The organism is Salmonella sp. SAL04202, from assembly GCF_046550775.1.
In the GTDB taxonomy this organism is placed as follows: Bacteria; Pseudomonadota; Gammaproteobacteria; order Enterobacterales; family Enterobacteriaceae; genus Salmonella; species Salmonella enterica.
On record NZ_JBGDXK010000001.1, the window covers coordinates 916,623 to 929,043 of the forward strand.

A 12,421-nucleotide genomic window follows, 5' to 3' on the forward strand; every position below is an offset into this window, starting at 1 on the left:
TTTCATTCTTTGCTAGTTAATGCGCATAAAAATGCAAATGAGAAATATACGCATTTGTATTAAATGTGTAAAACGGTATAACCAGGGAAACTAGAAATATTTTTTAAGCGTACAAAGGCGTCATGGCAGGGGGATATGGCGGTAAGTCCAGCATGTAGTCATTTTTCGCTTAATAAATCGTGGGTTAAAGTTGAAAGAGCGTCGGTAACTCGCTCATACTCTATACTCGCAGTATGGCTCGGCGTAGCATGTGCGCTGCAAGGGCTATTATGAAAAAGGAAAACGTCGTGGCAGAAGAAACTATATTCAGCAAAATTATTCGTCGTGAAATCCCTTCGGATATCGTTTATCAGGATGAGCTGGTCACCGCCTTTCGTGATATTTCACCGCAGGCGCCGACGCATATCTTGATTATTCCCAATATCCTGATCCCAACCGTCAATGACGTGACGGCGGAACATGAACAGGCGTTAGGTCGGATGATCACCGTGGCGGCGAAAATCGCCGAACAGGAAGGCATTGCCGAAGATGGGTATCGTTTAATCATGAATACCAACCGTCATGGGGGCCAGGAGGTTTATCATATCCATATGCACCTACTGGGCGGCCGCCCGCTAGGCCCGATGCTGGCGCATAAAGGCTTGTAAGTATGATCAAAGGATGCATCGCGGTTTCTCTGGGCTTGCTGCTGCTTACCGGCTGCCGGTCACACCCTGAAATTCCGGTAAGCGACGCGCAGTCGCTGGTGATGGAGTCCACGGTTCTGGCGGCGGGCGTCACCGCAGAGCCGCCTGAACTGACGGCGTCTGATATCCAGCCATCAGCCTCTTCCCGCGTCTATAACGAAAGGCAAGAGCCCATAACCGTTCATTATCGGTTTTACTGGTATGACGCGCGGGGGCTGGAGATGCATCCGCTGGAGGCGCCGCGTAGCGTAACCATACCCGCGCGTTCGTCGGTAACGCTATTTGGCAGCGCCAATTATCTGGGGGCGCATAAGGTCAGGCTTTATCTTTATTTGTGAGGAGTGAATTTTGATGACAAAAATGCATCGCTACGCTGCCATTGCTGCGCTGGCGATATTTCTCTCCGGGTGTATGGCGCAACGTCAACCTGCGCCAGTTGAAGAGGTAAAACCAGCGCCAGAACAACCCGCGCAGCCACCACAGCCTCCTGTTGTGCCGTCTGTGCCAACCATTCCACAGCAACCGGGGCCGATCGAACATGAAGATCAAACGGGCCAGCCAGCGCCTAAGGTGCGCCACTATGACTGGAACGGCGCGATGCAACCGCTGGTCAGCAAAATGTTGCAGTCTGATGGCGTGACGGCCGGAAGCGTATTGCTTGTCGACAGCGTGAATAACCGGACGAATGGGTCGTTAAATGCGAACGAGGCAACGGAAACGTTACGTAATGCGCTGGCGAACAACGGTAAATTTACGCTGGTCTCCGTACAGCAACTCGCGATGGCAAAACAACAGTTAGGGTTGTCTCCGCAGGATAGTCTGGGAACGCGCAGTAAAGCTATTGGCATTGCGCGCAATGTCGGGGCGCAATATGTACTTTACTCCAGCGCATCCGGTAACGTTAACGCGCCTGCATTACAGATGCAGTTAATGCTGGTGCAAACTGGCGAGATAATCTGGTCAGGTAAAGGTGCGGTCCAACAACAATAATCCCTTAACGCGCGACGAGATCCTGTCGCGCTATTTTCCCCAGTATCGTCCCGCCGTCGCCGCATCGCAGGGGCTAAGCGGCGGGAGCTGTATTATTGCCCACGATACTCACCGTATCGTGCTGCGCCGTCATCACGACCCCGACGCTCCACCAGCCCATTTTTTACGTCATCACCGCGCCTTATCCCAATTGCCGGCCAGTCTGGCGCCGCGAGCGCTTTTTTATACGCCGGGCTGGATGGCGGTAGAATATCTGCATGGTGTGGTAAATTCCGCTCTGCCAGATGCCGACGAACTGGCGGCCTTACTGTATCATTTGCATCAACAGCCGCGTTTTGGCTGGCGTATCGCGCTATCGCCACTATTGGCGCAGTACTGGTCGTGTTGCGATCCGGCAAGGCGTACGCCGTTTTGGTTGCGGCGGCTCAAACAGTTGCAAAAAAACGGTGAACCTCGCCCGCTGCGGCTCGCGCCTTTGCATATGGATGTCCATGGCGACAATATAGTATTAACGTCCGCCGGGTTGAAACTGATTGACTGGGAGTATGCCGGCGACGGCGATATTGCGTTGGAGCTGGCGGCAGTATGGGTTGAGGATGAACGCCAGCACCGACAACTGGCAGACGCTTATGCAGCGCGCGCGCGAATCGACGCCCGGCAGCTATGGCGACAGATACGATTATGGCACCCCTGGGTCATTATGCTAAAAGCAGGGTGGTTCGAATACCGCTGGCGACAAACCGGCGAGCAACAATTTATCAGGCTGGCCGATGAAACCTGGCGCCAGCTACGTATGAAAGGATAAGGAGAGCAGTGTGGGCCCAGTAATGTTGAATGTCGAAGGATGTGAGCTGGATGCGGAGGAGCGCGAGATACTGGCGCATCCGCTGGTTGGCGGGCTTATTCTGTTCACGCGTAATTACCATGACCCGGAACAGCTGCGCGAATTAGTGCGCCAGATTCGGGCGGCATCGCGTAACCATCTGGTGGTGGCCGTCGATCAGGAAGGCGGGCGCGTACAGCGTTTCCGTGAAGGGTTTACCCGCCTGCCCGCGGCGCAATCTTTTTTTGCGCTGCATGGGCTGGAAGAGGGGGGGCGACTGGCGCAGGAGGCAGGGTGGCTGATGGCCAGCGAAATGATCGCGATGGATATTGATATCAGTTTTGCGCCAGTGCTGGACGTCGGGCATATCAGCGCGGCAATTGGCGAGCGCTCCTATCATGCCGATCCCGCAAAAGCGTTGGCAATGGCAACGCGCTTTATTGACGGCATGCATGACGCCGGGATGAAAACGACCGGTAAGCATTTCCCCGGCCACGGCGCAGTCACGGCGGACTCCCACAAAGAGACGCCGTGCGATCCACGTCCTGAAACGGACATCCGTGGCAAAGATATGTCGGTGTTCCGCACGCTGATTAGCGAGAATAAACTGGATGCGATTATGCCTGCCCACGTGATCTACCGCGCTATCGATCCGCGTCCGGCAAGCGGTTCGCCGTACTGGCTGAAAACGGTGTTGCGTCAGGAGCTAGGCTTTGACGGCGTCATTTTCTCCGACGATCTGTCTATGGAGGGCGCGGCGATTATGGGCAGCTATGCTGAGCGCGCTCAGGCGTCGCTGGATGCGGGTTGCGATATGATTCTGGTCTGCAATAATCGTAAAGGCGCAGTCAGCGTGCTGGATAATCTGTCGCCGATCAAAGCAGAACGTGTTACACGTTTGTATCATAAAGGTTCATTTTCACGCCGGGAGCTCATGGACTCAGCACGCTGGAAAACAGCCAGCGCCCAGCTCAACCAGTTACATGAACGCTGGCAGGAAGAAAAAGCAGGTCATTAACTCGAGTTTTCGTGAGGGTGCCAGATGATTATTTATTTACACGGTTTTGATTCAAATAGTCCGGGCAACCATGAAAAAGTGTTGCAATTACAGTTTATCGACCCGGATGTTCGGCTGGTAAGCTACAGTACGCGGCATCCTAAGCACGATATGCAGCATCTGCTGAAAGAAGTGGACAAAATGTTGCAGTTGAATGTGGACGAGCGCCCTTTAATCTGTGGCGTGGGGCTGGGCGGTTACTGGGCGGAGCGGATTGGCTTTTTGTGCGATATCCGTCAGGTGGTTTTTAACCCGAACCTGTTCCCCTATGAAAACATGGAGGGGAAAATCGATCGCCCGGAAGAATATGCGGACATCGCTACAAAGTGCGTGACCAACTTTCGCGAAAAAAATCGCGATCGTTGTCTGGTGATCCTCTCGCGTCATGACGAAGCGCTGGACAGCCAACGCTCAGCGCAAGCGCTTCACCCGTTTTATGAAATTGTGTGGGATGAGGAACAGACTCACAAATTCAAAAATATTTCGCCGCATTTGCAACGTATCAAAGCGTTTAAAACGCTGGGGTAACGCCCCCGGCAATATGGCGTTATCAGTGACCGGATAACCAGCCTTGCGGCTGGTTTTTTTATGCTCAATTCTCGCAAACTGTCTATCTTTTCAGCATGAAAACTTGATGCACATCAATTTTGGTATGACCAATGCACCGTTCATGCTATTCTCATATCAGAAGCTTATTCTCATTAACGTAACTTGTTGTTAATTAAAGGCTATGCTAATAACTTTTAATTAACAATTGGTTAATAAATTTAAGGGGGTCACGTTGACTACACCATTAAAAAAGATCGTGATTGTCGGCGGCGGCGCTGGCGGGCTGGAAATGGCGACGCAGTTAGGCCATAAACTGGGGCGCAAGAAAAAAGCGAAAATCACGCTGGTAGACAGAAATCACAGCCATCTGTGGAAACCATTGCTGCACGAAGTGGCGACTGGCTCTCTGGACGAAGGCGTGGATGCGCTGAGCTATCTGGCTCATGCGCGTAATCATGGTTTCCAGTTCCAACTGGGGTCGGTGATGGATATCGATCGCGAAGCGAAAACCATCACTATTGCCGAGTTGCGTGATGAAAAGGGCGAACTGCTGGTGCCGGAGCGCAAAATCGCGTATGACACGCTGGTGATGGCGCTGGGCAGCACCTCTAATGATTTCAACACGCCGGGCGTAAAAGAGCACTGTATCTTCCTCGATAACCCGCATCAGGCGCGCCGTTTTCACCAGGAGATGCTGAACCTGTTCCTCAAGTATTCGGCTAACCTGGGCGCGAACGGTAAGGTCAATATCGCCATCGTTGGCGGCGGTGCGACGGGGGTTGAGCTGTCGGCTGAACTGCATAATGCGGTAAAACAGCTGCATAGCTATGGTTATAAGGGGCTGACCAACGACGCGCTGAACGTGACGTTGGTTGAGGCTGGCGAGCGTATTCTGCCTGCGTTGCCGCCGCGTATCTCCAGCGCCGCGCATAATGAATTGACCAAACTGGGCGTTCGCGTGCTGACGCAAACTATGGTCACCAGCGCCGACGAAGGCGGTCTGCATACGAAAGAAGGTGAATATATTCAGGCCGATCTGATGGTGTGGGCGGCGGGTATCAAAGCGCCAGATTTTATGAAAGAGATTGGTGGTCTGGAAACGAACCGCATTAACCAACTGGTGGTGGAACCGACGCTGCAAACCACGCGCGATCCTGATATTTATGCGATTGGCGACTGCGCTTCCTGCGCACGTCCGGAGGGAGGTTTTGTGCCGCCTCGCGCTCAGGCGGCGCATCAGATGGCTACCTGCGCGATGAATAACATTCTGGCGCAGATGAATGGCAAACCGCTGAAAGCTTACCAGTATAAAGATCATGGATCGCTGGTCTCTCTGTCCAACTTCTCTACCGTGGGTAGTCTGATGGGGAACCTGACCCGCGGTTCAATGATGATTGAAGGACGTATCGCCCGCTTCGTGTATATCTCGCTATACCGTATGCACCAGATAGCGCTGCATGGATACTTTAAAACCGGCCTGATGATGCTGGTGGGCAGTATTAACCGCGTCATTCGTCCGCGCCTGAAACTGCATTAATTTCTCTGCGCCTCACCGGCTGCTCGCGCCGGTGAGCGCTTCACCATCTCTTGCTTCGGAGTTGTCCGAATCCTTCAGCTTTACCGCCTCATCCCGCATTTTTCATCCTCATTCCGATTGGCTTTGTTCGCATACTGGTTGCAAAATTGTTACCAATAGCAACGAAGGAGGAACTCCCGTGAATAAATCAATGTTGGCGGGTATAGGGATTGGCGTAGCGGCTGCGCTGGGTGTGGCGGCAGTGGCCAGTCTCAACGTATTTGATCGTGGTCCGCAATATGCGCAGGTGATATCGGCTAAACCGATTAAAGAGACGGTAAAAACGCCGCGTCAGGAGTGCCGTAATGTCACGGTCACGCATCGCAGACCGGTTCAGGACGAAAACCGTATTGCCGGCTCGGTGCTTGGCGCAGTAGCAGGCGGCGTGATTGGACATCAATTTGGCGGCGGTCGTGGTAAAGATGTGGCGACGGTCGTCGGGGCGCTGGGCGGCGGTTATGCTGGCAATCAAATCCAGGGATCAATGCAGGAAAGTGATACTTACACTACCACGCAGCAACGCTGTAAGACGGTGTATGACAAATCTGAAAAGATGCTTGGCTACGACGTGACCTACAAAATTGGCGATCAGCAGGGCAAAATCCGCATGGATAAAGACCCCGGAACGCAAATTCCCCTCGACGGCAATGGCCAACTGGTTCTGAATAACAAAGCATAAAAAAGCTGTACTCTGCAAGTTAGCCCCTCATTCGCTCAGGCTGAGGGGCTTTTTTTTATCCGAAGCCGCGTCGTTCAGGACTTGAGCAGTTCAGGCCAGATGCGCAGAGTCGTACGCGTAATTTGCATCAGTTGTTCGAAGGTGGCTCCCTCGCGGGCGCTGATCGACATTCCCTGTAAAATACAGTTTATATATTCCGCGAGCGCCTGCGGGTTACAGTGCGCCGGAATTTCACCGCGCTCCTGACGTTGGCGCAGAAACTGGATGAGCGTCTGTTCCTGCATGGCGTGGCGTGATTTTACCGTGCGGGCGATATCGCGCGAGGAGGCGGCCAGGGTGGCGGACGTATTAATCATAAAGCAGCCAGCCGGCGTGTCTGTACTGGTAAAGCAGGCGGCAATTTCTGTGAAGTAATCTTCCAGCGCCGATTCCACGCTTTTCTCTTCACAAAAGAGCTGGGCTTCGTGCTTTGAGGCAAAGCGAGTGATGTAGCGATCCAGGACAGCGCGAAATAATCCTTCTTTGTTAGTGAATTCCGCATAGAGAGTAGGCGCTTTCGCCCCGGTAGCCTCTACGAGATCGGCAAGCGAAGTTGCTTCATAGCCGTGCTGCCAGAAGAGAGTCATGGCCTTATCAAGCGCAGCTTCCCTGTCGAACACTTTTGGTCGGCCACGGCTTTTCTTCGCGCAACTCGTGGTATCCGTTGTCATGATGCCGTTGTACCTGTTTAAAGAGCGGTCTCTCTATTATAAAAACAAACCACTTCTGGCTCCAGAGTATTCATTAGAAAAATAAATCAATTCTATTCACATGAAAAATAACATCTTTATAAATTATATAACGATCATTATAAAAAGAGGTTGACGTGTGATGTAGATCACACCTATGATTAACTTATCGATCGTTAAGTTAATGCTTACGACACCCATTCATCTGCTAAAGGTCATCACTATGAAAAACGTAAAAACCCTCATCGCTGCTGCGGTACTGAGTTCGCTCTCATTCGCCAGCTTCGCCGCCGTTGAAGTTCAGGCAACGCCAGAAGGTCAACAGAAGTTCGGCACCATTTCCGCGAATGGCGGCACGAATCTGGGCTCGCTGGAAGATCAGCTGGCGCAAAAAGCGGAGGAGATGGGGGCGAAGTCTTTCCGTATTACCTCTGTTACCGGCCCGAATACCCTCCACGGTACGGCGGTAATCTATAAGTAAGCATTAACCCTCATTAATGCCGCTGCGATTGCCACAATAAAAAGAGAAAGCCTCGCGATGCATCGCGAGGCTTTTTTGTCGGTCAGCTATTCACGCTTACAGCGACTGCGGTTTCGCCTCTGCTTGACGGGTTACATCCACCGGCATTCCGGAGCGCACTTCCATAACATGTTCCATCACCGCGGCGTCGGTCTGCGGCGCGTCCTTAAAGGTCTGCATCGGGCCATTCAGCACAATCGGCAACACCTGCGGATCGTCGCCTATATTTTTAGACAGCGGCTGATGAACTTCCACCAGTCGCACGCCGCCTGGCTCCACCGAGGCTTTAATCGGCGTATTGATAATATTCACTTTGGTTCCCGGCGTGACCTGACGGAACAATGTCTCTATATCACCGTCGCGCAGACGGATACAGCCGGAACTGACGCGCATACCAATGCCAAAATCGGCATTCGTGCCATGTAACAGATAGACGCCGCCGTAGGCCGCTAAACGAATCGCGTGATGCCCCATTGGGTTATCGGGACCGGCAGGCACCACGGCGGGGAGATCGATGCCTTGCGCTTTATAACGGGCGCGAATATTGGCGGTCGGCGTCCAGGTTGGATTGGCGCGTTTATCCGAAATGGTCGTCACCATCGTTGGCGTCAGGGTATCGCCGCCCAGTTGGCCAATCCCGATAGGGTAGACCGTGACCGTATTTTTCCCCGGTTGATAATAGTAAAGCCGTAATTCCGCGAGGTTAATGACGATACCTTCACGTGGCGCGTCCGGTAGCAGCGTTTGCAGCGGAATCGTCAGCACGCTGCCTGCGCGTGGCACGTAAGGATCAATGCCAGGGTTGGCCTGTAACAGGGCTAAAAAGCCCACGTTATATTTTTTGGCGATCGCCTCCAGCGAGCCGCCGTCGTCTTCAACGACATGGAATTTATTTTCTCCCACCAGTCGACTGCCGGGGGGCGGAAGAGGCCACGTATTCGCCTGCGCGGGAAGGGCAAGCATGATGGTCGCGGTAAGCGCAAGCAACGCCCACCAGCGAGAGAGTCGCGTATTGTTGAACATTATAATAAACCCATGATTATTATATGGTTATTTTTATAAAAGAGGAAATAAGAATTATGGCGGCTGGCTGTGTCTGGAACTGCAGGGAAGTGCAAAGAATTTGTAAAGATTAGGCCGGACGCAGAGTAATGACGCCCGGCCTGACGCTTATGCAATAGCGTTTTCTTCCAGTTGCTGCATGAACTGGCGTACCCAGTCTATACGCGTTTTACGTTCGCTTAAATCCTGAATAAACTTGAGGCGCGTCGGACCATCCAGACGGAAATGCTGCGGCTGTTTTTGCAGCAACCCGATAAGCCAGGCGGGGTCAACGTGGTTTTTCTCGGCGAACTCAATCGTTCCGCCTTTCTCGTTACCCTCCAGTTTTCGGATGCCGAGCTTTTGCGCCTGTTGGCGCAGGCGTGCGATATCCAGCAGATTACGCGCCGGATCGGGCAGCAGGCCGAAGCGGTCGATCAATTCCACTTTGATCTCTTCCAGCTCGTTTTCGTTCTTCGCGCTGGCAATGCGTTTATAGAATGACAGCCGGGTATTAACATCCGGAATAAAATCATCCGGCAGTAACGACGGCATTCGCAGCTCGACTTCCGTTTGCTGACTGGTGAGATCTTCCAGCGAGGGTTCGCGGCCTGCTTTCAGCGCATCGACGGCGTTTTCCAGCAATTCCATGTAGAGTGAGAAGCCGATGGTTTCCATTGAGCCGCTTTGCTCTTCGCCAAGCAGTTCGCCCGCGCCGCGGATCTCCAGATCGTGAGTCGCCAGCGCAAACCCGGCGCCTAAATCCTCCAGCGACGCAATCGCCTCCAGCCGTTTTTGCGCATCGGTGGTCATGGCCTTAGGATGTGGCGTCAACAGCCAGGCGTAGGCCTGGTGGTGCGAGCGCCCAACGCGGCCACGCAGCTGGTGCAACTGCGCGAGGCCGAAATGATCCGCGCGTTCAATGATGATCGTGTTAGCGGTGGGAATGTCGATCCCCGTTTCGATAATGGTAGTACACACCAGCACGTTAAAACGTTGATGGTGGAAATCATTCATGACCCGTTCCAGCTCACGTTCGCGCATCTGCCCGTGGCCTATAGCGATTCGCGCTTCCGGCACCAGTTCCGCCAGCCGCTCTGCGGCTTTCTGAATATTTTCGACGTCATTGTACAAATAGTAAACCTGACCGCCGCGCAGGATTTCACGCAGAATCGCTTCCCTTACCACCAGGCTATCATACTCACGGACAAAGGTTTTTACCGCCAGACGACGGGCAGGGGGGGTGGCGATAATGGAGAGATCGCGCATACCACTCATCGCCATATTCAGCGTCCGCGGGATCGGCGTCGCCGTGAGCGTCAGAATATCGACATCGGCGCGCATCGCCTTAATTCGCTCTTTGTGGCGCACGCCGAAACGGTGCTCTTCATCGACAATCAGCAGGCCGAGGTCGCGCAGCTTCACATCGCTTTGTAGCAGTTTATGCGTACCGATCAGAATATCGATCTTACCCTCGGCGGCTTCCGCCAGGATTTGCGTCTGCTCTTTGGCACTGCGAAAGCGAGACAGCATCTCAATGCGTACCGGCCAGTTGGCGAAACGGTCGCGGAAGTTGTCATAGTGTTGCTGCGCCAGCAGCGTAGTCGGCACCAGTACCGCCACCTGTTTATGGTTTTCCACTGCCAGGAACGCAGCGCGCATCGCCACTTCGGTTTTGCCGAAGCCGACGTCGCCGCACACCAGCCTGTCCATCGCCAGCGGTTGGCACATATCGCTCAATACGGCGTTAATCGCCTGTGCCTGATCGGGCGTCGTTTCAAACGGGAAGCTGTCGCAGAATAACTGATACTGCTCACGATCATGCTTAAAGGCAAACCCCTCTTTTGCCGCCCGTTGCGCATAAATATCCAACAGTTCCGCTGCGACATCGCGCACTTTTTCCGCCGCTTTCTGCCGGGCGCGCGACCAGGCGTCGCCGCCCAGTTTATGCAGCGGCGCACTTTCTTCCGCGCCGCCGGCATAGCGGCTAATCAGATGCAATGAGGAGACCGGCACATACAGTTTGGCGTCATTGGCGTAGGTGAGCATCAGATACTCACCCTTGATGCCGCCAGCCTCCAGAGTGGTCATGCCGGCATAGCGTCCGACGCCGTGCTCCAGATGCACTACCGGTTGACCGACGTGGAGCTCCGCCAGGTTACGAATCAACGTGTCCGGGTTGATCGTACGACGGGAATCCAGGCGGCGACGCGCCACCCGCTCACCCAAGAGATCGCTTTCACAAATCAGCGCCAGATTGCGTTGGGTGTCGATAAAGCCATGTTCTGCGGCGCCAATCATCAGATAGCGTCCCGCATCCTGCGCCTCGTCCAGGCGTAATATTCGCTTCGGCGCGATTTTTATGCGAGCCAGGAGCTCTCCCAGAGCTTCGCGGCGTCCTTCGCTTTCCACCGAAAAAATCACCGGACCGCTGAAAGATTCGAGGAATTTACGCAGCGCGTCCAGCGGCGCTTTCTGCTGTGCCTGGATAGCCAAATCCGGTAATTTCTGGAAACCAAGATTGGTATTGGCGGCTTTTTCCGGCAGATGGTCGGTTTTAAGCTGGAGACGAGGCCAGCGTTTAAGCTCGGAAAAGAGCTCATCTACCCGTAGCCAGAGGGCTTCCGGCGGCAAAAGCGGGCGCATAGGATCGACGCCGCGATTTTCAAAACGCGCCAGCGTATCGGCCTGAAAGCGTTCGGCGCTGGTTTCCAGCGAGCCGGTATTCACCACCAGAGTATTGGCGGGGAAATAGCTAAATAATGGCGGTAACGGTTCGCTGAAAAAGAGCGGCTGCCAGTATTCGATCCCGGCGGGCAGGGTGCCTTTGCTGACCTGCTGATAGATGTGCTCGGCGTCGCGTTTTACCTCAAAGGTATCGCGCCACTGGCTACGGAAAAGCTCAATAGCGGCTTTGTCGGTAGGAAATTCGTGCGCGGGCAACAAATTGATGGCCTCGACCTCCTCCAGCGTACGCTGGGTATCCGCGTCAAACAGACGCAGGCTGTCGATTTCATCATCAAAAAAGTCGAGGCGATAAGGCTGTTCGCTGCCCATCGGAAAGAGATCCAACAGCGCGCCGCGCGTCGCGTATTCGCCATGCTCCATCACCTGATCGACATGCCGATAACCGGCGCTGTCAAGCTGCGTGCGCAGAGCGTCGCGGGACAGCCGCTGGCCTTTTTTCATCACCAGCGCATGACCATGCAGATAGCTATGCGGACAAACGCGCTGCATCAGGGTGTTTACCGGTACAATCAAGACGCCGCGCTGCATCGACGGCAACTGGTAGAGCGTGGACAGGCGCGAAGAGATAATTTCCTGATGCGGGGAGAAGCTGTCATACGGTAGCGTTTCCCAGTCCGCCAGGTTCATGACCATCTGATCGGTAAACTGGCGGATTTCATCATGCAATCGCAGAGCATTTTGCATGTCAGGCGCTATGAGTACCACCGGACCGGCATGGCGTTCGGCTATCTCCGCCACCAGCGTAGCGCAGGCGGCACCGGTAAGTTCGCCCAACTGGCGCTGATCGCCCGCTTTTGTCGGCAGCGTGTAACGTTGTTTTTCAGGCATAACGGTTGTCAGTATCTCTTTTTGTTTTACGCCGCACTCTACGCGTCACCCTTCAGGCTGCTTCATGGTTGGCTGCGCGCCGGGACAGCATGAAGGACTCAGGTATTCAGGGGCATATGACTGATAAGCAATGTTCTTTATTATCCGCGATCGTTGTTTATTAGCAAATTGAATCCGCCGGATAACGCGCCGAACA

At 53.9% G+C, this 12,421-nt stretch carries 12 protein-coding genes; 9 read left to right on the forward strand and 3 right to left on the reverse strand.

Going from position 1 to position 12,421, the window contains the following annotated elements; genetic code table 11:
• Positions 1-287: 287 nt before the first annotated feature.
• The 8 genes from hinT to ACLJQJ_RS04615 all read left to right on the forward strand — a co-directional run bounded on the left by hinT (position 288) and on the right by ACLJQJ_RS04615 (position 6,360).
• The gene (gene hinT / locus ACLJQJ_RS04580) at positions 288-647 is read left to right on the forward strand and encodes a purine nucleoside phosphoramidase (RefSeq protein WP_001532068.1); all 360 of its coding nucleotides are present in this window, start codon (positions 288-290) and stop codon (positions 645-647) included.
• A 2-nt stretch (positions 648-649) separates the two neighbouring features.
• Complete coding sequence (locus tag ACLJQJ_RS04585) at positions 650-1,024, forward strand: YcfL family protein (RefSeq protein WP_000589563.1); 375 nt, start codon at positions 650-652, stop codon at positions 1,022-1,024.
• A gap of 13 nt (positions 1,025-1,037) precedes the next feature.
• Positions 1,038-1,676 (forward strand): penicillin-binding protein activator LpoB, encoded by a 639-nt coding sequence (gene lpoB / locus ACLJQJ_RS04590; protein WP_063809506.1) that lies wholly within the window; start codon positions 1,038-1,040, stop codon positions 1,674-1,676.
• The gene (thiK, locus tag ACLJQJ_RS04595; protein ID WP_063809507.1) at positions 1,657-2,481 is read left to right on the forward strand and encodes a thiamine kinase; all 825 of its coding nucleotides are present in this window, start codon (positions 1,657-1,659) and stop codon (positions 2,479-2,481) included. Before lpoB ends, thiK begins: the two co-directional genes overlap by 20 nt.
• Positions 2,482-2,491: 10 nt before the next feature.
• Positions 2,492-3,517, forward strand: a complete 1,026-nt coding sequence (gene nagZ, locus ACLJQJ_RS04600) for a beta-N-acetylhexosaminidase (protein ID WP_000529340.1) — start codon at positions 2,492-2,494, stop codon at positions 3,515-3,517.
• Between the two features lie 24 nt (positions 3,518-3,541).
• On the forward strand, positions 3,542-4,084 hold the full coding sequence (gene ycfP, locus ACLJQJ_RS04605; RefSeq protein WP_000587943.1) for an alpha/beta hydrolase YcfP: 543 nt from the start codon (positions 3,542-3,544) through the stop codon (positions 4,082-4,084).
• A gap of 253 nt (positions 4,085-4,337) precedes the next feature.
• A complete protein-coding gene (gene ndh, locus ACLJQJ_RS04610; RefSeq protein ID WP_000211053.1) occupies positions 4,338-5,642 on the forward strand; it encodes an NADH-quinone dehydrogenase in 1,305 nt (434 codons plus the stop codon).
• A 178-nt stretch (positions 5,643-5,820) separates the two neighbouring features.
• A complete protein-coding gene (locus ACLJQJ_RS04615) occupies positions 5,821-6,360 on the forward strand; it encodes a glycine zipper 2TM domain-containing protein (RefSeq protein ID WP_001043449.1) in 540 nt (179 codons plus the stop codon).
• A gap of 74 nt (positions 6,361-6,434) precedes the next feature.
• Here ACLJQJ_RS04615 and comR read toward each other — a convergent pair whose 3' ends face one another.
• Entirely contained in the window at positions 6,435-7,070 is a 636-nt protein-coding gene (gene comR, locus ACLJQJ_RS04620; protein ID WP_000205986.1) for a TetR family copper-responsive transcriptional repressor ComR, read from the reverse strand.
• A gap of 241 nt (positions 7,071-7,311) precedes the next feature.
• On the opposite strand from comR, the gene bhsA reads away from it, so the two are divergent.
• The gene (gene bhsA, locus ACLJQJ_RS04625; RefSeq protein WP_000800158.1) at positions 7,312-7,569 is read left to right on the forward strand and encodes a multiple stress resistance protein BhsA; all 258 of its coding nucleotides are present in this window, start codon (positions 7,312-7,314) and stop codon (positions 7,567-7,569) included.
• A gap of 96 nt (positions 7,570-7,665) precedes the next feature.
• On the opposite strand, the gene ACLJQJ_RS04630 is transcribed toward bhsA, so the two are convergent.
• Together ACLJQJ_RS04630 and mfd are read right to left on the reverse strand one after the other, a co-directional pair.
• Positions 7,666-8,631, reverse strand: coding sequence for a L,D-transpeptidase family protein (locus tag ACLJQJ_RS04630; RefSeq protein ID WP_000482970.1), 966 nt, complete (start codon positions 8,629-8,631; stop codon positions 7,666-7,668).
• Between the two features lie 147 nt (positions 8,632-8,778).
• Positions 8,779-12,225 carry a transcription-repair coupling factor gene (gene mfd, locus ACLJQJ_RS04635; RefSeq protein ID WP_063809508.1) on the reverse strand — a complete coding sequence of 1,149 codons (3,447 nt, stop codon included), beginning with the start codon at positions 12,223-12,225 and terminating at the stop codon, positions 8,779-8,781.
• Between the last annotated feature and the right edge of the window lie 196 nt (positions 12,226-12,421).